Source organism: Pseudomonas sp. BF-R-19 (assembly GCF_019956445.1).
Lineage (GTDB): Bacteria > Pseudomonadota > Gammaproteobacteria > Pseudomonadales > Pseudomonadaceae > Aquipseudomonas > Aquipseudomonas fluorescens_BH.
Map to the genome: position 1 here is coordinate 39,094 of NZ_JAHBDN010000042.1, position 21,945 is coordinate 61,038.

Sequence of the window (21,945 nt, forward strand, 5' to 3'; positions counted from 1 at the left end):
CGTTATTACACCGAAAGGGTTATGCCACGACCCGATAACACGGCACATACGCCGCGCCACCCGGCAGTTTCATGCGGTGCTGGGCGACGAAGGCTTTGAGCAGCAGGTCCAGCGGTTGCATGATCGCCGCGTCGCCACGGATCTGGTACGGCCCGTGTTCTTCGATCAGGCGGATGCCCTTGTCCTTGACGTTGCCGGCGACGATGCCGGAGAACGCGCGACGCAGGTTGGCCGCCAGTTCGTGGGACGGCAGGTCGAGGCTCAGTTTCAGGTTGGCCATGTTTTCGTGGGTCGGGTCGAACGGGCGCTGGAAGCCTTCGTCGATTTTCAGTAGCCAGTTGAAGTGGAAGGCATCGTTGCGCTCGCGGCGGAACTGCTTGACCGCTTTGAGGCCCTGGGTCATCTGCCGCGCCACTTCGGCCGGGTCATCGATGATGATCTGGTAGTGCTGCTTGGCGGTTTCGCCCAGGGTCGCACCGACGAACGCATCCAGTTGTTCAAGGTACGGCGCAGCATGTTTCGGCCCGGTGAGGACGACCGGGAAGGGCAGGCCTTCATTGCCCGGGTGCATCAGGATGCCCAACAGGTACAGGAACTCTTCGGCCGTACCGGCGCCGCCCGGGAAGATGATGATGCCGTGGCCGACGCGGACGAAGGCTTCCAGTCGTTTTTCGATGTCCGGCAGGATCACCAGTTCGTTGACGATCGGGTTCGGCGCTTCGGCGGCGATGATCCCGGGTTCGGTCAGGCCCAGGTAGCGGCCGCCGTGGATGCGTTGCTTGGCGTGGGCGATGGTCGCGCCTTTCATCGGGCCTTTCATCACGCCGGGGCCGCAACCGGTGCAGATGTCCAGGCTGCGCAGGCCCAGTTCGTGGCCGACTTTCTTGGTGTATTTGTATTCTTCGGTGTTGATCGAGTGCCCGCCCCAGCACACCACGATCCTCGGCTCGACGCCGGGGCGCAGGGTGCGGGCGTTGCGCAGCAGGTGGAAGACGTAGTCGCTGATGCCCTGGGAGCTGCTCAGGTCAATGCGTTGGCTGTCGAGTTCGTTTTCGGTGTAGACGATGTCACGCAGGGCGCTGAACAGCATTTCCCGGGTACTGGCGATCATTTCGCCGTCGACGAAGGCGTCGGCCGGGGCGTTCAGCAGTTCCAGGCGTACGCCGCGGTCCTGCTGGTGAATGCGGATTTCAAAATCCTTATAGGCTTCAAGGATGGTCTTGGCGTTGTCGACATGGGCGCCGGTGTTGAGGATGGCCAGGGCGCACTGGCGGAAGAGGGTGTAGGTGCTGCCGGAACCGGCTTCGCTCAGTTGCTGGACTTCCCGTTGCGAGAGCGTTTCCAGGCTGCCTTTGGGACTGACGGAGGCGTTGATTACTTGGCGTTGGGTCATTCAATGATCCTTAAAACGATGTCATTCACACAGCAATCACGAATGGCATCCGAATAATGTGTATTCATGAAAGAAGATGGCACGAACTACGCAGTCTCGCCATGTCCCCCGCTTGACGATGAAAAAATGAAAAGGAGCCCCAGCATAGCTAAATCCCACGCAGAGGCGATAATGGCCCGCTGTCTTTTTGCCTCAGACCCCTTTTTACCATTGAAGCTCAGGAAACCCGACGCAATGTTCGAAATCCAGCCGATGAACGCCGACACCTACCGGCAACAGACACGGCGCAGCACGGTCATCATTGCCCTGATCTTTCTGGCGCTGGCGATGGTGCTGTCCACGGCGGCGGTGGCTCTGTTCGGCACGCCGGGGGGCGACAATCTGCGCTTCAACATCGGTGGCGTGTTTGTTGCGGTGCTGGCGATGGCGGCGCTGATGCGCAAGGTGTTCTGGCGCCAGGAATGGATGGCGCCAGCGGTCTATAGTTGGCAACTCAAGCGCAGCCTGATGGGTATTACCAATGTCATGCATCATGTAACGGCGGCCGTGGAAAAGGCTGATCCGGTTGCCATGAAGCTGTTGCGTTTCTACCATTTGGGGTTGAACCAGATGCATCAGCTCGATGGCAACTCCAGCGACCACGGCCAGTTGATCCGTGAAATGGATCAGCACAAGGAACGAATGCAAGCGCTGGGGATCGATACCGAACAGACGCGGCTGAATCCGACGTGGCTGGAGGCGGTAAAGCAGGCGTCGCGCTAACATCATCGCGAGCCTGGATCAGGCATAGTGAGCAACAGCGGCGATCAGGAAGACTCGTCCGGTCATAGATACTCAGGGAGCACCATGGGACATCCGTCGATCAACGATCATATTGAAATGCTCCGGCCAGCCGTGACCCGGCTCAAGGTTCGCTCGGCGGTGATCCTGCTGATCGCGGTGTGCCTGTCGATGACGGCGATCGTGATCTGGGAAGCCTGGAGCTCGCGCCAGTACTACCTGCATGACAAGGAAGTGGCGATGTCCAACCTTGCGCAGACCCTGGCATCGCAAGCGCAGGCCACGATCAAGCAGGCCGACACGCTGCTGTTCACCCTGGTCGATCGTCTGGAACACGACGGCGTGGATCAATCCCGGTTGCCGCTATTGCTCAACGCCCAGCGCAGTGAGTTGAGCCAGCTCCATGGTGTATTTGTTTTCGACGAAAAAGGGCAGTGGGTCGCCAACTCCAATGGTGCCGGCCAGACCGGCGTCAACAATTCCGACCGCGAATACTTCATCTTCCATCGCGATAACCCCAGCCGTGGGCCGCACATCGGGCCGTCGATCAAGAGCCGTTCGAGCGGTGAATGGATCATGACGGTTTCGCGCCGGGTCAATCATCCCGACGGCAGCTTTGCCGGGGTGGCGCTGGCGTCGATCTACCTCAGTCATTTCCTGCAGCTCTACGACAGCATCGACATGGGCAGTAACGGCGTGATCAACCTGATCGCCGACAATGCCACCATTGTCATTCGCAGACCCTTCAAGGAGACGGAGATCGGCACCAGCCTCGCCAAGAGCCCGTTGTTCACCCAGTTGTTGTCCAAGGGCGATGCGGGTACGGCCACGATCAGGTCGGTCATCGACGGTGTCGAACGGGTGGCGGGGTATCGCCGGGTCGAGGGTTATCCGTTGACCGTTTTTGCCGCGCTGAACAAGGATGAAGTGCTCGGCAGCTGGCGCAAGGAGACGCTGCTCAGCGTCTGCATCGTCACGCTGTTGCTGGGTTTTCTCGGGGTATTGGGGATGCGGCTCATCAAGCTGATGAAGCAGCAGAATCTGGTGCAGGTCGAGTTGCTGGACACCCAGGACAAGCTCCTGGAGGTCAATCGCAACCTCGAAGGCCTGGCCCTCAAGGACGCGCTGACGGGGCTGGCCAACCGGCGTCAACTCGACGCTTTCATCGATGCCGAAATGGGACGTGCCCGGCGCAGCCAGACCGAGTTGGCACTGCTGATGATCGATGTCGATCATTTCAAACCGTTCAACGACCGCTACGGCCACCTGGCCGGTGATGAGTGTTTGCGCAGGGTCAGTGCGATCATCACGGACAATATCAAGCGCCCCGGTGGCCTGGCCGCCCGTTATGGTGGTGAAGAGTTCGCCGTGGTGCTGCCCGGCACCGACTACGTGGGGGCATTTCTGGTGGCGGAGAAAATCCGCCACGCGGTGCTACAGGCCGACATTGCCCACAGTGACAGCCCGGAAGGCACCGTGACCGTCAGCGTCGGCGTGTGTGCCTGCAATACCGCTAGCCAGGTCCGCCCCGAGGACCTGATCGGTGCGGCAGACAAGGCGCTGTACGTGGCCAAGGCCGGTGGGCGGAACATGAGCGTGATTGCCAACTGAACGCCCGGCGTCAGACAAGCCGGTCCGTTCCCTGGATCAACCACCATGCCCAGGGCATGACCGTCAGGGTGGCTGAAGATTCAGGCGGCCCATCGCTTGATCAATCGAAGATAGACCACCAGATTGATCACCAACACCACGCTGCCCAATCCCAGTTGAATGGTCGGTGTCAGGCCCGCCGGGTAAATCACCGGCCAAACGTAATGCTCGATGAATCCACCGCCATAGCCGGTTTGCCCGGCTCCATGGCGCATGCGGTTCTCCCAGTCGGTCAGCGGGCAGGGCAGGTGGAAGAGCTCCACCGCCATACCCCACAACGCGGCCGGCGGATGCCACCAGATCAGGTGGCGCCATTTGAGCACCAGCAACCCGCCGAACAACACGAACACAATGAACAGCAAGTGAAACAGCATCAGCCCATCGGCGGCGATTCGGTACAGCATGTCGGTGCCCCTGAAGGCTGAACGAATCGCTCCATGGTACTCGGGCCGGCGGCGGACGCTCTATCGATTGTCGCGGCCCAATGCGCCGAGCACGCCTTTCAAACGCTCGGTCATCGATTCACTGCTGCGCTGCATCGGTGCGCGCAGTTCGTCACCGATCAGACCTTCCAGGGCCAGCGCGGTTTTCACCGGGGCCGGGTTGGGCTCCAGGAACAGGCTGTTGATCAGCGGCAGCAAACGGAAAAACGTGGCGCGGCCTTCAGCCAATTGGTTGTCGCGGATCTGCCGGTGCAACTGCACGAACAGTTCGGGATGGACATGCGCCGACGCGGCAATCGCGCCTTTGGCGCCAAGGCACAGGGCATTGAAGATCTGGTTGTCTTCGCCACACAGCACGTCGACCTGGCCGCTATTGAGCAAGGCGAGGGTGTTCGAAAAATTACCGCCGCAATCCTTGATGGCGACGATCCGCTCGTGGGCGACGATGTTGAGCAGGGTCGCCTGTTCGAAGGCCACGCCGGTACGGTAAGGGATGTCGTAGAGAATCAGCGCAACGCTGGAGGCATCGGCGACCGTGCGGAAAAACGCTTCGAGGCCGGCCTGGGACGGGCGGATGTAATACGGCGCCGGCACCAGCAGGCCAGCCACCGGGCGCTTGAGGATCTCGCTCTGGAACTGCAACAACTCGGTCAGGTTGTTACCGGCCAGGCCCATGGCCACCCGTTGCGCCGGCACCAGCTCCAGCACCGCATCCAGCACCGCCAGTTGCTCATGCTTGCCCATCGCCGCCGGTTCACCGGTGGTGCCGCAAACGATGAGGCCGTCGACACCTTTTTCCAGCAGATGGCTGACGAGCCGGCGCAAACCGACGAAATCGATGGCGCCGTTGTGGAAGGGTGTGACCAGTGGAACCCAGATACCTTGAAACGCTGACATGCACTTTCTCCTGATGGTTGACCGATTTCGTCACCGTCAGGAGCGTGGAAGGAGAGTAAGCAAGGGGAGGGTGGTCCGTCGCGCTCAATGTCCTGTCAGCTCATCTGACGGGACAGCGCGCCCCGGTCACATGAGCGACTGTTTCTTCGATTTGAGGGCGCGCGCAACGCAACCTTGCGCCTTGGCAATCAAGCCAATGACGGAAAAGTCGAGATTGAAGGTTGCGGACATACTTGCTTACACCCTGAGTGAGGCGCCCAGTTTTAAAAGCCGGCGCGCCGTTTGTCAATCACGAAAATCAGCGAACTCGGCGCGCATCCGGCCATTGTGCTTGGCCTTGTAGAGCAGGTGATCGACCTGTTCGACGAATTCCAGCGCCGTGGCATGCGGTGAAACGGCGGTGGTACCGACGCCGAGGCTGACGCTCAGCAGGTTCGACACCCTGGAGAATTCATGGGGGATCTGCTGCTGGCGAATCAGGTGCAGGCATTTGTGCGCCACCATCCGCGCGGACTCGGCATCGGTTTCCGGCAGCAGCCAGACAAACTCTTCACCGCCGATCCGCGCAATGAAATCCCGTGGCCGGTTGGCCGCCAGGGACAAGGTCTGCGCGACGCGGCGCAGGCATTCGTCGCCCTTGATGTGGCCGTAATGGTCGTTGTATTGCTTGAAGTAATCGATATCCAGCACCAGCACCGACAATGGCAAACCGGTGCGCTGGGCGTGGTTCCACTCGCGCTCCAGCACGGTGTCGAACATGCGCCGGTTGGCGATGCCGGTCAGGCCGTCCTGGAAGGAATACTCTTCAAGCTGCTTTTGCAGGCGGATCAGGTGCTCTTCGGTTTTCTTGCGCTCGCTGATATCGAACATGAAGCCCACCAGCGCCTCGATTTCACCGTTCTTGCGCACCACATGCACCACATCGCGGATCCACACGTACTCGCCGCTTTCGGTGAGTGCGCGATAGTCGGCCTCGTGATCGATACCGGCGCGCGATTGCGAGACGCAGAAGTCCATCACGTAGTCGCGGTCATCGGGGTGCATGCGCTCGACCCAGTCGTTGACCGACGCCCAACTGTCCTGTTTCCAGCCCAACAGCTCTTCGATCTGTGGCCCGATGTAGCTGAACGTCATGGTTTTCCAGTCGATGCGCCAGGGAATCGCCCGGGTTGACTCAAGCAGGGTTTTATAAACGTCGCTGTCTGTTTCGACTGAACTCATGAAGGGCCTGCCTCGATGAAAATGCAGCGCAATCATGTTGCTAGCACTTTGGCGAATCAAGCGGGCAGCCGATGAATGGCACGTTGTCGTATGAGTGAGCAAGATTGTTCAAGCCTTCGGCCGCGACTGCTGGCAAAGTCTGGGGTCTTTCCCTGTCTGTAGAGCGTTATGTCCAACTCAACCATGCCGCGCAGTGCCTTTTTGCGTGGCGCAGCGGCGATCATGCCGTTGTCCCTGGCCACCGCGCCCTGGGGCTTGCTGGCCGGTTCCATGGCCATCGAAGCCAACCTCACGCCCCTGCAAGGCCAGGGCCTGTCGAGCATTGTGTTTGCCGGTGCGGCGCAACTGGTGGCCATCGGCATGCTCAAGGGTGGTGCCGGGATTTTTTCGATCTTGCTGACCACGCTGCTGCTGACTTCCCAGCATTTGCTCTACGGGATGAGCATGCGCTCGGTGATTTCGCCATTGCCGGGGCGCTGGCGTGCAGGGCTGGGGTTCTTGCTCACCGATGAGTTGTTCGCCCTGACCAGCCAGCACGACAAACAGCAGTTCAACCGCTGGTACGCCCTGGGCGTGGGCCTGACGTTCTACATCGCCTGGAACCTGTTCACCCTGGCGGGCATTGTGCTTGGCAGCAGCATTCCCGGCCTTGAACACCTGGGCCTGGATTTCTCCATCGCGGCGACCTTCATCGCCCTGATCACGCCGGTGGTGCGCAACGTGCCGACCGTGGTGTGCGTGGCGGTGTCGCTGTTCTGCTCGGTGCTGTTCAGCTATTGGCAATGGGGCTCGGCGCTGGTGCTGTCGGGGCTGGCGGGCATGACCGCCGGGTTTGTCTGCAATAAATTCTACGGTGGCCGCACATGATGGTCTGGGCAGTGATTATCGGAATGGGCGTGTTGGTGTTCCTCAACCGCTATGTTTTTCTGGAGCCGCGACTGCCGCTACGCTTGAGCAGCAATGCCCGGCAGTTCCTCGGGTTTGCCGTACCGGGCATGTTGACCGCCATCTGCGGGCCGATTGTGTTCATGCCGGAAAAACAGCTGAATCTGCACTGGGACAATCCCTATCTGATCAGCTCGCTGGTGGCGGTCGCTCTGGTGCTTTACACACGCAATACGTTGCTCAGCATGCTGTTGAGCATGGGCTTCTTCTTTTTGCTGCGCTGGTGGCTCTGAGCGGAGCAGGGGAACTGATCTAAGCTTAAAGTTGATGACCGATCCCTTCAGGAAGCGAGGTGAACATGGCCAATGAACCCAAGCAACCGGACCTGGAAGAAGACGAGGACGAACCCACGGAAGAAGAGATTGAGCAGCAGAAACGTTCGGTACCGGACTGGAAGCATCCTGACGACGGTAAGGAACTGTCAGAGCCTGACCGCAAGTTCTGACCGGCACGCGAATACAACAAAGCCCCGCCATCAAACGGGGCTTTGTCGTGATTGATAAGTTCATGGAGCTTTATTGATGAGCGCGGCGCCCTGGTTCCTGACATTGCCAATGGCCTTGTCGACCTGGTACCACTCAAATACCTCACTGACTTCGCCCTGGGATAGCGCCATTTCCTCGGCCCGTTCCTTGGGCGTGGCCGGGTCCAGCCATTCCCGCGCCAGTTCGGGCGAGAACACCACCGGTCGCCGGTCATGCACGTCAAGCAGACCGCCTGCGCTGTCTGCCGTCAGGATGACGAAACCGTCGTGCTCCCTGTGAGGCGCTCCGCCGATGGGGTACTGGCCGATAGCCGCGCAGAAAACCGGTGCCCGGTTCCGTCGCCGGATCAACCACGGTTGTTTGTTGCCGTCACCGGCGTCGACCCATTCGAACCAGTTATCAATCGGGCAGATCGCACGATGCGGCCAGATCGCCCGGAAGTACGGGCCGTGGGCGACTTTCTCGACCCGGGCATTGACCGGCTCCGTGCGATCCGTCGCCCAGTGCGGTCGCCAACCCCAGCGCACGGCGTCGGCGTGCAGCCGCTCGTTCTCCAGATGCAGCAGGGCGAGTTGCGTGGTGGGCGCGGCGTTATAGTGCGCCAGGGGTTCGTTGCCGACGTGGTTGATCAGCGCGTCGGGGATGCTCAGCACCGCCACGAAGTCGTGGATTCCGCGGTATTGCGACAGTCGTCCGCACATGGCCTGACACTCTGGTTGAGCATTTTTTTCAGTTTAGTTGGTGGCGACGAAACAGGCCTGGCAAGCACCGGAACCAAACCCTGTGTACCCTATCCAACCTCGGCCCGCCGTCTCGATGCGGGCCGACGACGGATGAGCGGGCGAAGGATCCTTGCCCATTGAAGTATCGCCCGTGATGGTCTGGCCCAAGGCAAAAGATGAAACGATTGTTCAAGTGTTTAACGGTGTGCGCCCTGGCAGTGGGTCTGCTGGGCTGTATCGCTGCACCGATCGAAATGACTCCGCAGACCGAACAGCGTTTGCAGGCGCAACCGCCTATCCGGTTTCTGCTGACGTTCGATGACGGTCCCAGTGCCTCGAGCTGGTGGAATCCGACCGTCACGGTATTGGAGAGCCTGGCGCAAAACCCGCTGCAATCGGACATCAAGGCGGTGTTCTTCGTGCAAACCCGCGCTCCGCGAGCCGGTGGCAGCGAGTTGGGCCGGGACATCATGCGTCGTGAACATGCCGAAGGTCATATCCTGGGCTTCCACACCGCCACGCCCCGGCACACCAATCATCGCTCCCTTGACCCGCCAGCGCTGGAGCAGGCCCTCACTGATGGCTGCGCCGACATCGCCGCGATTACCGGCGCTCCGCCAACCCTGTTGCGCCCGCCATTCTGGAACTACGACAAACGCACCTTCGCCGCCTATCAGCAGCATGGCCTGCACGTGCTGCTCACCGACTTGAGCGCCAACGACGGCAAGATCTGGGGCTTCAACGCCAGTCCCCGGCGCCGGTCGCACATGTTGCGCTCGATGTCTGAAGTTCGCGAGCGCATTGCCCGCGGCGAATTGCCGGTGGTCGATGGGGTGATTCCGGTGGTGGTGACCTTTCACGACCTCAACCGCTATACCGCCCGGCATACCCGCGAATACCTGCAGATCCTGCTCGACAGCGCCCGGGAGACCGGGGTGAAAACCGCCGACAAGCCGTTTTACGACGACCAGTTCGCGTTGCAGCGCGCGGCCATGGCGCGAACCGTGCGCGACGATTCGCAGCCGGTCGAGTTGCCGGGGTTCTGGAACTGGATCTGGGGCGGGAACACCCATTAGAAAACGTGCAGATAGGGCCGCGGCGCGCCCCAGCGGGGTGGTGCGGCGTTCCGACAAGCGCCCTCGCCACAGGTATTTACTGCGTTAAATTGCCGGTGGCAACAGCTCATCTATCATCCGCAAACAATGGTTCAACCCCGGCGACACATCGCCCACCCGTCGGCTGAGAATGATCGGCGAGGTGGCGTTATCCTCCAGCAGCGGGGTGAAGCCGATGTCGTCGCGGTGCAGCAACTGCACCGAGGCCGGCACCAGCGTGACTCCGATTCCTGCCCCCACCAGACCGATCGCCGTTTGCAGCTCGTTGGTCCATTGCGCGACGTGGATGCGCACGCCGTAGGACTCGAACAGGGCAATCACATGGTCGGCGTAACTCGGTCGCGGATTGCCGGGGTACAGCACAAAAGGTTCCTTGGCCAGTTCCCGCAGGCTGATGGGACCTGCAAGCAACGGATGCCCGGCGGGCAGGGCGGCGACCAGGCGGTCTTCGGTAAGCACGGTCTGGATGATGGCCGGGTCGTCGATACGGATCCGGCCGAAACCGATGTCGATGCGCCCGGCCTTCAAGGCCTGCACCTGTTGCAGGGTGGTCATTTCCGAAAGCCCCAGCTCCAGCTCCAGCGGTTCGCCACTGCGTAACCGCCGGATCAGTTCCGGCAGCACGCCATACAGTGTCGACGGCGCAAAACCGATACCCAGCCAGGTTTTCTCACCCAACCCGATACGCCGGGTGTTGTCGCAGACCTTGTTCAGTTGTTCGAGCAGGGCGGTGGAGTGCTCATGGAAAAACCGCCCGGCGTCGGTCAGCTTCAGCGGTCGGCCGCGCTCGAGCAGCATCACCCCCAGTTCGTCCTCCAGTTGCTGGATCTGCCGGCTCAAGGGCGGCTGGGCGATGTGCAGCAGCTCGGCGGCGCGGGTGAAGTTGAGGGTTTGAGCCAATACCTGGAAATAACGCAGGTGACGCAGTTCCATGGAGCCTCCAGACGCGGATCGGTTGCATACCTTTAAGGTATCAAGTCAGACCAATTCTATATTGGCATCGGGAAAAAAGCCGTACGAGAATCGATTCCAGAACTTCAAGAACCTGACGGGTATCGAAATGCTTGCAACAGCCATTGAGTCGATCGAGACGATCATCGTCGATCTGCCGACCATCCGCCCGCACAAGCTGGCGATGCACACCATGCAGAACCAGACCCTGGTGATCATCCGCGTGCGTTGCGCCGACGGCATCGAAGGCATCGGCGAATCCACCACCATCGGTGGCCTGGCCTATGGCAATGAAAGCCCGGACAGCATCAAGACCAACATCGACACGCACTTCGCACCGCTGTTGATCGGCCAGGACAGCAACAACGTCAACGCTGCCATGTTGCGCCTGGAGCGCAGCATTCGCGGCAACACCTTCGCCAAATCCGGTATCGAAACCGCACTGCTCGATGCCCTGGGCAAACGCCTCGGCCTGCCGGTCAGCGAATTGCTTGGCGGCCGTGTTCGCGACGCGCTGCCAGTGGCCTGGACTCTGGCCAGCGGCGACACCGAGAAAGACATCGCCGAAGCGGAAAAAATGCTCGACCTGCGCCGCCACCGCATCTTCAAACTGAAAATCGGCGCCGGTGAGGTCAACCGCGACCTGGCCCACGTCATCGCCATCAAAAAAGCCCTGGGTGACCGCGCCAGCGTGCGGGTCGACGTCAATCAGGCTTGGGACGAAGCGGTGGCGCTGCGGGCCTGCCGGATTCTCGGCACCAATGGCATCGACCTGATCGAACAGCCGATCTCGCGCAACAACCGCGCCGGCATGGCTCGCCTCAACGCCATGAGCCCGGCGCCGATCATGGCCGACGAATCCATCGAATGCGTGGAAGATGCGTTCAACCTGGCCCGCGAAGGCGCGGCTTCGGTGTTCGCCCTGAAGATCGCCAAGAACGGTGGCCCACGTGCTGTATTGCGCACCGCCGCCATCGCCGAAGCGGCCGGTATCGCCCTGTACGGCGGCACCATGCTTGAAGGCGGCCTGGGCACCATGGCGTCGGCCCATGCCTTCGTCACCCTGAACAAACTGGCGTGGGACACCGAGCTGTTCGGCCCGCTGCTGCTGACCGAAGACATTCTCAGCGAACCGCTGGTGTACCGCGATTTTGAACTGCACGTGCCGAACACCCCGGGTCTGGGCCTGAGCCTGGATGAAGAGCGCCTGGCATTCTTCCGCCGCGACAAGACCATTCATCAAGCCTGAGGAGAGCATTATGCTGTTCCACGTAAAAATGACCGTGAACCTGCCGGTCGACATGAATCCGCAAGCGGCAGCCAAACTCAAGGCTGACGAAAAAGCCCTGGCCCAGCGCCTGCAGGAGCAGGGCAAGTGGCGCCACCTGTGGCGCATCGCCGGGCACTACGCCAACTACAGCGTGTTCGATGTCGACAGCGTTCAGGAACTGCATGACCTGTTGATGCAATTGCCGCTGTTCCCGTACATGGTCATCGAGATCGACGCGATGTGCCGGCATCCTTCTTCCATCCGTGACAATGACCGCTGAGCCCAGCCTGTTCAGCGCGCTACGCTAATAATTACAAGATGAGGAACCCAGAATGAACGTCAAGATTTCCCACACTGCCGAAGTCCAGAAATTTCTCGAAGAGGCCAGCGGCCTGCTCAACGACGCCGGCGACCCACGGACCAAGGCACTGGTCTACCGCATCCTGCGTGATTCGGTGAACATCATCGAAGACCTGGCCGTGACCCCGGAAGAGTTCTGGAAAGCCGTCAACTACCTCAACGTACTGGGCGCGCGCCAGGAAGCCGGGCTGGTGGTGGCCGGTCTCGGTCTGGAGCACTACCTTGACCTGCTGATGGACGCCGAAGACGAGCAGGCCGGCAAGTCCGGCGGCACCCCGCGCACCATCGAAGGTCCACTGTACGTTGCCGGTGCACCGCTGTCGGAAGGCGAAGCGCGTCTGGATGACGGCGTCGATCCGGGCGTGACCCTGTTCATGCAAGGCCGCGTATTCAACACCGCTGGCGAACCTCTGGCCGGCGCCGTGGTAGACGTCTGGCACGCCAACACCGGTGGTACCTACTCGTACTTCGATACCACGCAATCGGAATTCAACCTGCGTCGCCGCATCGTTACCGATGCCGAAGGCCGTTACCGTTTCCGCAGCATTGTGCCGTCGGGCTACGGCTGCCCACCGGACGGTCCGACCCAGCAACTGCTCGATCAACTGGGCCGTCATGGCCAGCGCCCGGCGCACGTGCACTTCTTCATTTCTGCGCCGGATCATCGCCACCTGACCACCCAGATCAACCTCGACGGTGATCAATACCTGCACGACGATTTCGCCTACGCCACCCGCGACGAGCTGATCGCCAGGATCACCTTCAGCGACGATCAACAGCGCGCGGCGGCCCATGGTGTGAGCGGTCGCTTTGCCGAAATCGAATTCGATTTCACCCTGCAGTCGTCGGCCCAGCCTGAAGAGCAACAGCGCCACGAACGGGTTCGTGCACTGGAAGACTGATAGCAAATCCATGTGGGAGCAGGCTTGCTCGCGAAAGCGGAGTGTCAGTCAACGTTGATGTTGAAGCTGACTCCGCCTTCGCGAGCAAGCCCGCTCCCACAAGGGGTTCGGTTAACGGTCCGGAAAAACCTCAAGGGACTGACGCAGTGTTCTAGAATGGCCCGACGCAACCTATAACAACAATGAGAGTGACCCGATGATGCAAGCTCAACTGTTGAGTCAGCGCAGCAGAGTATTCGACCATGCCGACCCTTATGCGGTGTCGGGCTACGTCAATCAGCATGTCGGTAACCACTGCATTCTCATGCCCCGTGCCGGCAGCCCGCTGGCCAGCCTTGACCATCGAAAGTTCGCCAGCCTCGACCTGTGCCGCATCAGCTACGGCGCCAGTGTGCGCGTGACGTCCGGTGCGCTGGACAGCATTTATCACTTGCAAGTGCTGCTGCGCGGCAATTGCCTGTGGCGCGGCCACGGCCAGGAACATTACTTCGCTCCCGGCGAATTACTGCTGATCAACCCCGACGATCCGGTGGACCTGACGTATTCCGCCGATTGCGAAAAATTCATCCTCAAAGTCCCGACCCGCTTGTTTGAATCGGTCTGCGATGAGCAGCGCTGGCGCTATCCGGGGCAGGGCGTGCGGTTCCTGGAAAACCGTTATCAGCTCAATGAACTGGAAGGTTTCGTCAACCTGCTGGCGATGATCTGCCAGGAGGCCGAATCCACCGAGCAGATCCCCAGGGTGCAGGAGCATTACACGCAGATCATCGTCAGCAAGATGCTCAGCCTGATGAAAACCAATGTCTGCCGCCTCGAACTGGGCTCGCAGACGGCCACGTTCGAGGCGATTGCCGATTACATCGCCAACAACCTCAAACAAGACATCGACAGCGAAGCGCTGGCACGCCAGGCGCACATGAGCTTGCGCTCGCTGTACGGACTGTTCGAGCGCAATGCCGGCCTTACGCCGAAAAACTACCTGCGCCAGAAACGCCTGGAACGCATCAACGCCTGCCTCAGCGACCCGACCTGCAACGTGCGCAACGTCACGGAAGTGGCGATGGATTACGGCTTCCTGCACCTGGGACGGTTCTCCGACAGCTATCGCAAGCAGTTCGGCGAGTTGCCGTCCGATACCCTCAAGCGTCGGCATTGAGCCTTCAGGTTTGATGTTGTCTGGTCTGGCGCCATCGTCGGAACGCCGCCCGGAGCAAGCTCGCTCCCACATTGGATTGCTTCGCCCCTGTGGGAGCGAGCTTGCTCGCGATGGGGCCGGCACATTCAACATTGATGTCGCCTGACACAACGCTGACTCCCTGCACAAAACGGATAAAGGTCTGCACCCCGCGGATATTCCAGCCTGCCCCCCCGTCCTAGCATGACCCCTGCCTGAACAATAACAATGGAGGCGGCGGCCATGACCCTGCGACCCGAATACGTGCATTCCCTGCTTGAAGACGATCCCGAGCAGGGCCTCTATCGCTGCAAACGCGAGATGTTCACCGACCCCCGGTTGTTCGACCTGGAGATGGAGCACATCTTCGAGGGCAACTGGCTCTACCTGGCCCACGAAAGCCAGATTCCCAACATCAACGATTTCTACACCACCACCATGGGGCGCCAGTCGATTTTCATCGCGCGCAACAAGGACGGTGTACTCAACGCCTTCATCAATGCCTGCAGCCACCGTGGCGCGACCCTGTGCCGGCACAAGTCCGGCAACAAGAGCTCCTACACCTGTCCGTTCCACGGCTGGACCTTCAACAACTCCGGCAAGCTGCTCAAGGTCAAGGATCCGGCCAACGCCGGCTACCCGGCGAGCTTCAACTGCGAAGGCTCCCACGACCTGACCAAGGTTGCGCGTTTCGAGTCCTATCGCGGCTTCCTGTTCGGCAGCCTCAAGGCCGATGTACTGCCACTGGTCGAGCACCTGGGCGAGTCGGCGAAGATCATCGACATGATCGTCGATCAGTCCGCCGATGGCCTGGAAGTGCTGCGCGGCTCCTCCAGCTACATCTACGAAGGCAACTGGAAACTCACCGCCGAGAACGGCGCCGACGGCTACCACGTCAGCTCCGTGCACTGGAACTACGCGGCCACCCAGAACCAGCGCAAGCAGCGCGAGGCCGGCGACAGCAATCCGACCATGAGCGCCGGCAGCTGGGCCAAGCAGGGCGGTGGTTTCTATTCCTTCGACAAGGGCCACATGTTGCTCTGGACCCGTTGGGCCAACCCCGAGGACCGTCCGCTGTACGAGCGCCGCGATGAGCTGGCGCAAGACTTCGGCAAGGCCCGCGCCGACTGGATGATCGAGAACTCGCGCAACCTGTGTCTGTACCCGAACGTGTACCTGATGGACCAATTCAGCTCGCAGATCCGCATCGCCCGGCCGATCTCGGTCAACCGCACGGAAATCACCATCTACTGCATCGCCCCCAAAGGCGAAAGCGATCACGCCCGTTCGAGCCGGATTCGCCAGTACGAGGATTTCTTCAACGTCAGCGGCATGGCCACGCCGGACGATCTGGAGGAGTTCCGTTCCTGCCAGACCAGCTACCAGGGCAGCGTCACCACCTGGAACGACATGTCCCGTGGTGCCGAGCACTGGATCGAAGGCGCCGACGAGGCAGCCAAGGAAATCGACTTGCATCCGCTGCTCAGCGGCGTGCGCACCGAAGACGAGGGCCTGTTCGTGCTGCAACACAAGTACTGGCAGCAGACCATGCTCAAGGCCCTGGCGGCCGAGCAGTCGAAGCTGATCGCCGTGGAGGACGTGCAATGACCATTTCCTATGAAACGGTGCGCGACTTCCTCTATCGCGAAGCACGCTACCTCGATGACCGTCAGTGGGACGAATGGCTGGAAATGTACGCCCCCGACGCGACGTACTGGATGCCGTCCTGGGACGACAACGACGAGTTGACCGAGGACCCGCAGCGGGAAATCTCGCTGATCTGGTACGGCAACCGCACCGGCCTGGAAGATCGCATCTTCCGCATCAAGACCGAGCGCTCCAGCGCCAGCGTGCCGGACACCCGCACCTCCCACAACATCAGCAACATCGAGCTGCTCGAACAGAGCGACGGACTGTGCAAGGTGCGCTTCAACTGGCACACCCTGAGCTTTCGCTACAAGACCGTCGACAGCTATTTCGGCAGCAGTTTCTACACCCTCGACGTGCGCGGTGAAAACCCGTTGATCAAGGCCAAGAAAGTGATCCTGAAGAACGACTACGTTCGTCAGGTCATCGATGTTTATCACTTGTGAGACTGCCGTCATGACCCATTCCATTGCGTTCAACTTTGAAGACGGCGTCACCCGGTTCATCGACGCCAACGTCGGCGAAACCGTGGCCGATGCCGCGTACCGCCAGGGCATCAACATCCCGCTGGACTGCCGCGACGGCGCTTGTGGTACCTGCAAGTGTTTTGCCGAAGCCGGCACCTACGATCTGGGCGAGGAGTACATCGAAGACGCCCTCAGCCCTGAAGAGGCCGAGCAAGGCTTTGTCCTGACCTGCCAGATGCGCGCCCAGAGCGATTGCGTGGTGCGGGTGCCGACGTCCTCCGAGGTCTGCCGCACCCGTCAGGCCAGCTACGACGCGACCATCAGCGCCGTGCGCCAACTGTCCGACAGCACCATCGCGCTGTCGATCAAGGGCGAAGCCCTGAGCAAGCTGGCGTTCCTGCCGGGTCAATATGTGAACCTGGGGATTCCCGGCAGCGAGCAGACCCGCGCCTATTCGTTCAGCTCGTTGCAGCGCGACGGTGAGGTCAGTTTCCTGATCCGCAACGTGCCCGGCGGCCTGATGAGCAGCTTCCTGACCGGCATGGCCAAGGCCGGCGACTGCATGAGCCTGGCCGGTCCCTTGGGCAGCTTCTACCTGCGGGACATCCGTCGGCCGCTGTTGCTGCTGGCCGGTGGCACCGGGCTGGCGCCGTTCACCGCGATGTTGGAGAAGATCGCCGAGCAGGGCAGCGATCATCCGCTGCATCTGATCTACGGCGTGACCCACGATTTCGACCTGGTGGAAATCGACCGCCTCGAAGCCTTTGCCGCGCGCATCCCCAACTTCACCTTCAGCGCCTGCGTCGCCAGCCCCGAGAGCCAGCACCCGCTCAAGGGCTATGTGACCCAGCACATCGAGCCCAGGCATTTGAACGATGGCGACGTCGACGTCTACCTGTGCGGCCCGCCACCGATGGTCGAAGCGGTCAGCCAGTTCATTCGCGAACAAGGCATCGCACCGGCCAACTTCTACTTCGAGAAATTCGCCGCCAGCGCGGCGTGAGTCACGCACGAACTCCCGGTGTCGGTAAAGACCCAATGTGGGAGCGAGCACAAATACCGTGCACGGCGCAGATCCAATTTGGGAGCGGGCTTGCTCGCGAAGGGGCCGGAACATTTAGCATCTATGTCGCCTGTCAGGCCGCTTTCGCGAGCAAGCCCGCTCCCACAGGACTGGGTTTCGACCGATACATCGTCATTGACCGATGAGGTACACATGAACAGATTTCAAGAAAAAGTCGCCCTGATCACCGGCGCTGCCCAAGGTATCGGGCGACGGGTGGCCGAGCGTATGGCCGCCGAAGGGGCGAAGCTGATCCTGGTGGATCGCTCCGACCTGGTGTTCGAAGTCCAACAGCAGCTAGCCTCGACCACCCAGGTATTGGCCCTGACCGCCGACCTTGAGCAATACGAGGAATGCAGTCGGGTGATGCAAACCGCTGTCGAGCGCTTCGGTCGCCTCGATGTGCTGGTCAATAACGTCGGCGGCACGATCTGGGCCAAGCCATTCGAGCACTATGAAGCGTCGCAGATCGAGGCCGAGGTTCGCCGTTCGCTGTTCCCGACCTTGTGGTGTTGCCATGCCGCGCTGCCGTTGATGCTGGAGCAGGGCAGTGGTGCGATCGTCAACGTATCCTCCATCGCCACCCGCAGCCTCAACCGCGTGCCCTACGGTGCGGCAAAGGGTGGGGTCAATGCCTTGACCGCTTGTCTGGCGTTCGAAACCGCCGGTCGTGGCGTGCGGGTCAACGCCACGGCGCCTGGCGGCACCGAAGCACCGCCGCGACGCATACCCCGCAACGGTGCCGAGCAGAGTGAGCAGGAAAAACTCTGGTACCAGCAGATCGTCGACCAGACCCTCGACAGCAGTCTGATGAAACGCTACGGCACTCTGGATGAGCAGGCTGGGGCTATTCTGTTTCTGGCCAGCGACGATGCGTCCTATATCACCGGCATGGTCATGCCCGTGGGCGGTGGCGATCAGGGCTGACGCGAGCGATTAACAATCCAATCCGCAAACGGAGTCATGGTGATGAGTGACAAACCCACGATCGTGCTGGTCCATGGTTTCTGGGGCGGTGCCGCCCACTGGAACAAGGTCATCGTCAAATTGCTCAGCCGGGGCGACACGCACATTCGCGCTGTCGAGTTACCGCTGACGTCCTTGGCCGAGGATGCCGAACGCACGCGCAAGATGGTCGCCCAGGTGCCCGGTCCGGTGCTGCTGGTGGGGCATTCCTATGGCGGCGCGGTCATCACTGAAGCGGGGGATATGCCGAATGTGGCCGGGCTGGTGTACATCGCCGCATTCGCGCCGGACGCCGGTGAAAGCCCCGGCGGCATCACGCAACGGCACCTGCCTGCGGCAGCGGCCAACCTGACGCCGGATAGCGACGGTTACCTGTGGGTCAAGCCTGAGCTCTACCACGAGAGCTTTTGTCAGGACCTGCCGGCGACCGAAGGGTTGGTCATGGGCCTCACCCAGAAAGCGCCGTTGGCGAGCACCTTCGACGACACCATTGGCACGGTGGCCTGGAAGAACAAGCCATCGTGGTATCAGATCTCGACCGCAGACCGGATGATCGCGCCGCAGAACCAGCAATGGATGGCTGCGCGGCTCAACGCCCGGGAGATTCTGACCTTGAACGCCAGCCATGCGTCATTGGCGTCGATGCCCGCCGAAGTGGCGGCATTGATCGACAGGGCCGCGATGGCGTTGGCCAACGGCTAGGGCCTACAAGCGGCGCACAAAGGTGCTGACAATACTGCGCATGGTGTCGCTGATGTTCAGATTGTGTAGCGCATCCAGCGGGTGCCAGATGCAATCGGTGATTTCGTTCAGCGGTCGCAATTGCTCCAGGTTCAGCACCGACACCTCGAATACGTGGTGTCGGGTGCCGTCCGATTCCAGCTCCAGCACGTACATCAACTCGTCGACCCGCAGGCCGGTTTCTTCCAGCAGCTCGCGAACGGCGGCATCGGCTGCGCTTTCACCCCGTTCGAGCTTGCCGCCGGGCAGCGTCCAGCGTCCTCCTGGCTTGCGTACCAGCAATACATGCCTGTCCTGCTCGAAGATGATCGTTGCGCGTACTTTCATGGATTACCCGATGGCCGTTGTCATGGAACAGGCATGGACGTGCAGCATTCGGGCGAGGGCCGCGATTGTGCTGCTATCTGAGTAATTTGAGGTGCCAATGTGACGAAAAGTGCAACCAGAAGGAATTTCCATGGCGACGTCTGGTCGGTATTTTGGACAAGGGTGGGTGTAAGGTAAGCAAGTCAACCTGAGATCACTGCCCAAGAGGAGGTGACTATGAGCGTTCCGATGCTGAACAAAATGCACATGAACGGTTACGACGTACTCAGCGTGAACCACGGCCCCTGGCGGGTGTGCACCCAAGGCGACCGACTGGGCTCGTTTGCCAGTCGGGAAGAAGCACTGGCGTTTGCCGCTTCGCTGCCCGGCTACAGGGCGCGTGCTGGCAGGCCTGGCGGCAGCCATCAAGCAAAATGAAGTCGTGCCCGAAGCCCCGGTTTTCCGGGGCTTTTTCATGATGCGACGGCGCTAATAGCCACCGCCTCCGCTAGGGCGGGAGGGTTCCCGGGCCTTTTGTTGCGTGTGGCTCCACTGCGCGCAGGTCATGAAGCTTTTGTTGTCGACCATGCCACGGTCGTCAAAGCTGACATTGAACGCTTGTTGATGGCCGGCCTGAGTCAGTTTGTAGTCAAAGCACGTGCCGGGTACGACAGTCCGGCCGGTGACCGCCAGGGGCTGGCCGCCGATTTTCCGGACTTGCTCCTGGGTCATGCCGGTGTCGACTTTCGCGACCAGCGGCTGGTCCTGGTAGATCGAGTTGGTGCTGCAGCCTGCCAACGCGGTCAGTGCGACGACCAACGTAAATAGAGGCCTGTTCATGGCAGCGCTCCCGCTATTGAGTCTTGTTGCGGCTAATGACCTTGGCTTTCACTTCCTCGGCATAGCCGGACAGTTTTTCTTCATCACCCTGAAACAAAGCACACAGTTTCTGAACGGCTTGCGCGTCGGCTTCGTTGCCGAGCAGGCGCAATTGCTGCTCGATGCGCAAAAGCTCCACGGCCGACCAGCGCAAATCCGACGCAAGCCCTTGCAGATCACGCCGAAGTTCCTGTTCCGATTCGTTAAGCCACATGATGACCTCCTGAACTCCTCACTCAGGAATTTTAGACCTGTTTACCGCACCGGATGTTGTGTTCGTCTGAATCAGCGGGGGCTCCCTTGGTCGGGAAAACTCCAGCGAGTGAGAAAACAAGCTGTCCTGTTTTATCTGAACGCAAGGAACTAACCGGGCGAAGTGATATCAATGACAGTCGCCGAATCGTTGGGGATGGCTGTAGGGACGACGGCGAGCTACATTTTCTTATTTCGAATTAAAGGAAACAGCATGCGGATGTTGATGGGGGGAGTCGTGTTGGCATTGCTGGGCGGGTGCTCGTTGCCGGCGTCGCTGGTACCGGGCGAGCCGAATGTCAGCAAGCACAGCGAGAAGACGCCAAAAGAGTATGCGGCGTGCGTGTTGCCTGCCTGGCAAAAGGAAGTATCGAATACGACCCAGGTTTCGATATCCAACGGATTTCGCATCACCGCGCCCAGCGTAATCACAGCCGACGAAGTGCTGGATATCGTGAAGTACAAGGACGGCAGCCGGGTTTCGCTGTATCAGGGGCCACCTTGGGCCAAGTCCGGCGACCTGCGCAAAATCGTGCGCGACTGTTTGTAAACGCGAGAGGGTGAAAATCGGTCACCGACCGTTTTTCGACTCAATTGAGAAAAAACCGGATGCCTGGTGTGCATCCGGTTTTTTTTGTGTGGATCAGTCTGGAAGGTTGGTGGTCGGGATGATTTGCTCGTTCGCCTGGGCGGCACTTTTACGTTCCCGACGCTCGTTCATCCAGCTTTCCACCTTGACGCCGAATTCTGGCGGGGCCTTGCGCCCGAATTTCCTGGCGATGTCGAGGATGGTTTGTTGGGCGAGTGCCTCTTCCATGCGTTTTTGCGCAACCATCATCGCGCCATGGATCGCGCACAGTCCGTCCAATGCCCATTCAGGCGGGACGCCGTCAAACACAGCGCAACGGCCACGGATCTCCCGGCAATCGAAGATCGACTTGCGGCCGTCGATGGCATTGACGATATCCAGCAAGGTGATTTCGTCAGCGGGCCGGGCCAGCTTGAAGCCACCGCGCATGCCTTCGGTGGCGACCACCAGATTGGCCTTGGCCAACTTGGTGAAGATTTTCGCCAGATAGTCCTGGGGGACGCCTTGCAGATCGGCAAGGTCGCGCACGCTCGCTTCGCGCGAGTCGCCACCGTTACCCACCAGAAAAAGCAGGCAGTGGATGCCGTATTCGACACCCGCGCTGTAAAGAGACATGCAGATCTCCGACTGAATTAGTCGCAAATTCTAACAGCCGAAAGCAAGTCAGGCAACGAATCCCTCCTCGTTCAATCTTTTTTCATGACAGCGAACGCTCTTCTGATGCGCT

27 protein-coding genes are annotated in these 21,945 nt (G+C 60.6%); 17 read left to right on the forward strand and 10 right to left on the reverse strand.

What is annotated here, in order from left to right; all coding sequences use genetic code 11:
- Positions 1-19: 19 nt before the first annotated feature.
- The gene (ppnN, locus tag KGB28_RS09670; RefSeq protein ID WP_223444460.1) at positions 20-1,393 is read right to left on the reverse strand and encodes a nucleotide 5'-monophosphate nucleosidase PpnN; all 1,374 of its coding nucleotides are present in this window, start codon (positions 1,391-1,393) and stop codon (positions 20-22) included.
- Between the two features lie 171 nt (positions 1,394-1,564).
- Between ppnN and KGB28_RS09675 the strand changes: the two genes are divergently transcribed.
- Together KGB28_RS09675 and KGB28_RS09680 are read left to right on the forward strand one after the other, a co-directional pair.
- On the forward strand, positions 1,565-2,155 hold the full coding sequence (locus KGB28_RS09675; protein ID WP_411740583.1) for a DUF3087 family protein: 591 nt from the start codon (positions 1,565-1,567) through the stop codon (positions 2,153-2,155).
- Positions 2,156-2,239: 84 nt separating this feature from the next.
- A complete protein-coding gene (locus tag KGB28_RS09680; protein ID WP_223444461.1) occupies positions 2,240-3,784 on the forward strand; it encodes a sensor domain-containing diguanylate cyclase in 1,545 nt (514 codons plus the stop codon).
- Positions 3,785-3,864: 80 nt separating this feature from the next.
- On the opposite strand, the gene KGB28_RS09685 is transcribed toward KGB28_RS09680, so the two are convergent.
- The 3 genes from KGB28_RS09685 to KGB28_RS09695 all read right to left on the reverse strand — a co-directional run bounded on the left by KGB28_RS09685 (position 3,865) and on the right by KGB28_RS09695 (position 6,384).
- The gene (locus tag KGB28_RS09685; RefSeq protein WP_223444466.1) at positions 3,865-4,227 is read right to left on the reverse strand and encodes a DUF2784 domain-containing protein; all 363 of its coding nucleotides are present in this window, start codon (positions 4,225-4,227) and stop codon (positions 3,865-3,867) included.
- A gap of 60 nt (positions 4,228-4,287) precedes the next feature.
- A complete protein-coding gene (dapA, locus tag KGB28_RS09690; RefSeq protein WP_223444467.1) occupies positions 4,288-5,163 on the reverse strand; it encodes a 4-hydroxy-tetrahydrodipicolinate synthase in 876 nt (291 codons plus the stop codon).
- Between the two features lie 285 nt (positions 5,164-5,448).
- A complete protein-coding gene (locus KGB28_RS09695; RefSeq protein ID WP_223444468.1) occupies positions 5,449-6,384 on the reverse strand; it encodes a sensor domain-containing diguanylate cyclase in 936 nt (311 codons plus the stop codon).
- A 168-nt stretch (positions 6,385-6,552) separates the two neighbouring features.
- Between KGB28_RS09695 and KGB28_RS09700 the strand changes: the two genes are divergently transcribed.
- From KGB28_RS09700 to KGB28_RS09710, 3 genes are read left to right on the forward strand one after another with little or no spacing between them, the layout of a single operon-like run.
- Positions 6,553-7,251: an AzlC family ABC transporter permease gene (locus KGB28_RS09700; protein WP_223444469.1), complete on the forward strand. Its 699-nt coding sequence runs from the start codon at positions 6,553-6,555 to the stop codon at positions 7,249-7,251.
- Positions 7,251-7,562 carry an AzlD domain-containing protein gene (locus KGB28_RS09705; protein ID WP_162130365.1) on the forward strand — a complete coding sequence of 104 codons (312 nt, stop codon included), beginning with the start codon at positions 7,251-7,253 and terminating at the stop codon, positions 7,560-7,562. Before KGB28_RS09700 ends, KGB28_RS09705 begins: the two co-directional genes overlap by 1 nt.
- 59 nt (positions 7,563-7,621) lie before the next feature.
- Positions 7,622-7,774, forward strand: a complete 153-nt coding sequence (locus KGB28_RS09710) for a hypothetical protein (RefSeq protein ID WP_158273957.1) — start codon at positions 7,622-7,624, stop codon at positions 7,772-7,774.
- Positions 7,775-7,834: 60 nt separating this feature from the next.
- On the opposite strand, the gene KGB28_RS09715 is transcribed toward KGB28_RS09710, so the two are convergent.
- Positions 7,835-8,515, reverse strand: coding sequence for an SOS response-associated peptidase family protein (locus tag KGB28_RS09715; protein ID WP_223444470.1), 681 nt, complete (start codon positions 8,513-8,515; stop codon positions 7,835-7,837).
- Between the two features lie 197 nt (positions 8,516-8,712).
- Here KGB28_RS09715 and KGB28_RS09720 point away from each other — a divergent pair, with 197 nt between their 5' ends.
- Positions 8,713-9,612: a polysaccharide deacetylase family protein gene (locus tag KGB28_RS09720; RefSeq protein ID WP_223444471.1), complete on the forward strand. Its 900-nt coding sequence runs from the start codon at positions 8,713-8,715 to the stop codon at positions 9,610-9,612.
- An 84-nt stretch (positions 9,613-9,696) separates the two neighbouring features.
- Here the strand turns inward: KGB28_RS09720 and KGB28_RS09725 are convergent, their stop codons facing one another.
- Positions 9,697-10,584, reverse strand: coding sequence for a LysR family transcriptional regulator (locus tag KGB28_RS09725; protein WP_223444473.1), 888 nt, complete (start codon positions 10,582-10,584; stop codon positions 9,697-9,699).
- A 127-nt stretch (positions 10,585-10,711) separates the two neighbouring features.
- Here KGB28_RS09725 and KGB28_RS09730 point away from each other — a divergent pair, with 127 nt between their 5' ends.
- From KGB28_RS09730 to KGB28_RS09770, 9 genes are all read left to right on the forward strand, one after another.
- Entirely contained in the window at positions 10,712-11,851 is a 1,140-nt protein-coding gene (locus tag KGB28_RS09730; protein WP_223444475.1) for a muconate cycloisomerase family protein, read from the forward strand.
- 10 nt (positions 11,852-11,861) lie between these two features.
- Positions 11,862-12,152, forward strand: coding sequence for a muconolactone Delta-isomerase (gene catC, locus KGB28_RS09735; RefSeq protein ID WP_223444477.1), 291 nt, complete (start codon positions 11,862-11,864; stop codon positions 12,150-12,152).
- Positions 12,153-12,204: 52 nt separating this feature from the next.
- Positions 12,205-13,134, forward strand: a complete 930-nt coding sequence (catA, locus tag KGB28_RS09740; protein ID WP_223444482.1) for a catechol 1,2-dioxygenase — start codon at positions 12,205-12,207, stop codon at positions 13,132-13,134.
- Positions 13,135-13,330: 196 nt separating this feature from the next.
- Complete coding sequence (locus KGB28_RS09745; protein ID WP_150724243.1) at positions 13,331-14,290, forward strand: AraC family transcriptional regulator; 960 nt, start codon at positions 13,331-13,333, stop codon at positions 14,288-14,290.
- A gap of 261 nt (positions 14,291-14,551) precedes the next feature.
- Positions 14,552-15,916 carry a benzoate 1,2-dioxygenase large subunit gene (benA, locus tag KGB28_RS09750; RefSeq protein WP_223444483.1) on the forward strand — a complete coding sequence of 455 codons (1,365 nt, stop codon included), beginning with the start codon at positions 14,552-14,554 and terminating at the stop codon, positions 15,914-15,916.
- Entirely contained in the window at positions 15,913-16,401 is a 489-nt protein-coding gene (benB, locus tag KGB28_RS09755; RefSeq protein ID WP_223444484.1) for a benzoate 1,2-dioxygenase small subunit, read from the forward strand. The genes benA and benB overlap by 4 nt, the downstream gene beginning before the upstream one ends.
- Positions 16,402-16,411: 10 nt before the next feature.
- On the forward strand, positions 16,412-17,425 hold the full coding sequence (gene benC, locus KGB28_RS09760) for a benzoate 1,2-dioxygenase electron transfer component BenC (RefSeq protein WP_223444485.1): 1,014 nt from the start codon (positions 16,412-16,414) through the stop codon (positions 17,423-17,425).
- Between the two features lie 213 nt (positions 17,426-17,638).
- Complete coding sequence (locus KGB28_RS09765) at positions 17,639-18,412, forward strand: 1,6-dihydroxycyclohexa-2,4-diene-1-carboxylate dehydrogenase (RefSeq protein ID WP_223444486.1); 774 nt, start codon at positions 17,639-17,641, stop codon at positions 18,410-18,412.
- A 42-nt stretch (positions 18,413-18,454) separates the two neighbouring features.
- Positions 18,455-19,153, forward strand: coding sequence for an alpha/beta hydrolase (locus KGB28_RS09770; protein WP_223444487.1), 699 nt, complete (start codon positions 18,455-18,457; stop codon positions 19,151-19,153).
- Positions 19,154-19,156: 3 nt separating this feature from the next.
- On the opposite strand, the gene KGB28_RS09775 is transcribed toward KGB28_RS09770, so the two are convergent.
- Entirely contained in the window at positions 19,157-19,519 is a 363-nt protein-coding gene (locus KGB28_RS09775; protein ID WP_150724237.1) for an NUDIX hydrolase, read from the reverse strand.
- A 216-nt stretch (positions 19,520-19,735) separates the two neighbouring features.
- On the opposite strand from KGB28_RS09775, the gene KGB28_RS09780 reads away from it, so the two are divergent.
- Complete coding sequence (locus KGB28_RS09780) at positions 19,736-19,936, forward strand: SPOR domain-containing protein (protein WP_223444488.1); 201 nt, start codon at positions 19,736-19,738, stop codon at positions 19,934-19,936.
- Positions 19,937-19,987: 51 nt separating this feature from the next.
- Here the strand turns inward: KGB28_RS09780 and osmE are convergent, their stop codons facing one another.
- Complete coding sequence (osmE, locus tag KGB28_RS09785) at positions 19,988-20,338, reverse strand: osmotically-inducible lipoprotein OsmE (protein ID WP_223444489.1); 351 nt, start codon at positions 20,336-20,338, stop codon at positions 19,988-19,990.
- A gap of 13 nt (positions 20,339-20,351) precedes the next feature.
- On the reverse strand, positions 20,352-20,591 hold the full coding sequence (locus KGB28_RS09790; protein ID WP_223444495.1) for a hypothetical protein: 240 nt from the start codon (positions 20,589-20,591) through the stop codon (positions 20,352-20,354).
- A 252-nt stretch (positions 20,592-20,843) separates the two neighbouring features.
- Here KGB28_RS09790 and KGB28_RS09795 point away from each other — a divergent pair, with 252 nt between their 5' ends.
- Positions 20,844-21,179 carry a hypothetical protein gene (locus KGB28_RS09795; RefSeq protein WP_223444527.1) on the forward strand — a complete coding sequence of 112 codons (336 nt, stop codon included), beginning with the start codon at positions 20,844-20,846 and terminating at the stop codon, positions 21,177-21,179.
- A 93-nt stretch (positions 21,180-21,272) separates the two neighbouring features.
- Here the strand turns inward: KGB28_RS09795 and KGB28_RS09800 are convergent, their stop codons facing one another.
- Positions 21,273-21,833, reverse strand: a complete 561-nt coding sequence (locus tag KGB28_RS09800) for an RrF2 family transcriptional regulator (protein ID WP_223444496.1) — start codon at positions 21,831-21,833, stop codon at positions 21,273-21,275.
- Between the last annotated feature and the right edge of the window lie 112 nt (positions 21,834-21,945).

What these genes read in the sequence shown, in the direction of transcription:
- ppnN (WP_223444460.1), bottom strand. Translation starts at nt 1,393, where the DNA reads ATGACCCAACGCCAAGTAATCAACGCCTCCGTCAGTCCCAAAGGCAGC.
- KGB28_RS09675 (WP_411740583.1), top strand. Translation starts at nt 1,565, where the DNA reads ATGGCCCGCTGTCTTTTTGCCTCAGACCCCTTTTTACCATTGAAGCTC.
- KGB28_RS09680 (WP_223444461.1), top strand. Translation starts at nt 2,240, where the DNA reads ATGGGACATCCGTCGATCAACGATCATATTGAAATGCTCCGGCCAGCC.
- KGB28_RS09685 (WP_223444466.1), bottom strand. Translation starts at nt 4,227, where the DNA reads ATGCTGTACCGAATCGCCGCCGATGGGCTGATGCTGTTTCACTTGCTG.
- dapA (WP_223444467.1), bottom strand. Translation starts at nt 5,163, where the DNA reads ATGTCAGCGTTTCAAGGTATCTGGGTTCCACTGGTCACACCCTTCCAC.
- KGB28_RS09695 (WP_223444468.1), bottom strand. Translation starts at nt 6,384, where the DNA reads ATGAGTTCAGTCGAAACAGACAGCGACGTTTATAAAACCCTGCTTGAG.
- KGB28_RS09700 (WP_223444469.1), top strand. Translation starts at nt 6,553, where the DNA reads ATGTCCAACTCAACCATGCCGCGCAGTGCCTTTTTGCGTGGCGCAGCG.
- KGB28_RS09705 (WP_162130365.1), top strand. Translation starts at nt 7,251, where the DNA reads ATGGTCTGGGCAGTGATTATCGGAATGGGCGTGTTGGTGTTCCTCAAC.
- KGB28_RS09715 (WP_223444470.1), bottom strand. Translation starts at nt 8,515, where the DNA reads ATGTGCGGACGACTGTCGCAATACCGCGGAATCCACGACTTCGTGGCG.
- KGB28_RS09720 (WP_223444471.1), top strand. Translation starts at nt 8,713, where the DNA reads ATGAAACGATTGTTCAAGTGTTTAACGGTGTGCGCCCTGGCAGTGGGT.
- KGB28_RS09725 (WP_223444473.1), bottom strand. Translation starts at nt 10,584, where the DNA reads ATGGAACTGCGTCACCTGCGTTATTTCCAGGTATTGGCTCAAACCCTC.
- KGB28_RS09730 (WP_223444475.1), top strand. Translation starts at nt 10,712, where the DNA reads ATGCTTGCAACAGCCATTGAGTCGATCGAGACGATCATCGTCGATCTG.
- catC (WP_223444477.1), top strand. Translation starts at nt 11,862, where the DNA reads ATGCTGTTCCACGTAAAAATGACCGTGAACCTGCCGGTCGACATGAAT.
- catA (WP_223444482.1), top strand. Translation starts at nt 12,205, where the DNA reads ATGAACGTCAAGATTTCCCACACTGCCGAAGTCCAGAAATTTCTCGAA.
- KGB28_RS09745 (WP_150724243.1), top strand. Translation starts at nt 13,331, where the DNA reads ATGATGCAAGCTCAACTGTTGAGTCAGCGCAGCAGAGTATTCGACCAT.
- benA (WP_223444483.1), top strand. Translation starts at nt 14,552, where the DNA reads ATGACCCTGCGACCCGAATACGTGCATTCCCTGCTTGAAGACGATCCC.
- benB (WP_223444484.1), top strand. Translation starts at nt 15,913, where the DNA reads ATGACCATTTCCTATGAAACGGTGCGCGACTTCCTCTATCGCGAAGCA.
- benC (WP_223444485.1), top strand. Translation starts at nt 16,412, where the DNA reads ATGACCCATTCCATTGCGTTCAACTTTGAAGACGGCGTCACCCGGTTC.
- KGB28_RS09765 (WP_223444486.1), top strand. Translation starts at nt 17,639, where the DNA reads ATGAACAGATTTCAAGAAAAAGTCGCCCTGATCACCGGCGCTGCCCAA.
- KGB28_RS09770 (WP_223444487.1), top strand. Translation starts at nt 18,455, where the DNA reads ATGAGTGACAAACCCACGATCGTGCTGGTCCATGGTTTCTGGGGCGGT.
- KGB28_RS09775 (WP_150724237.1), bottom strand. Translation starts at nt 19,519, where the DNA reads ATGAAAGTACGCGCAACGATCATCTTCGAGCAGGACAGGCATGTATTG.
- KGB28_RS09780 (WP_223444488.1), top strand. Translation starts at nt 19,736, where the DNA reads ATGAGCGTTCCGATGCTGAACAAAATGCACATGAACGGTTACGACGTA.
- osmE (WP_223444489.1), bottom strand. Translation starts at nt 20,338, where the DNA reads ATGAACAGGCCTCTATTTACGTTGGTCGTCGCACTGACCGCGTTGGCA.
- KGB28_RS09790 (WP_223444495.1), bottom strand. Translation starts at nt 20,591, where the DNA reads ATGTGGCTTAACGAATCGGAACAGGAACTTCGGCGTGATCTGCAAGGG.
- KGB28_RS09795 (WP_223444527.1), top strand. Translation starts at nt 20,844, where the DNA reads ATGCGGATGTTGATGGGGGGAGTCGTGTTGGCATTGCTGGGCGGGTGC.
- KGB28_RS09800 (WP_223444496.1), bottom strand. Translation starts at nt 21,833, where the DNA reads ATGTCTCTTTACAGCGCGGGTGTCGAATACGGCATCCACTGCCTGCTT.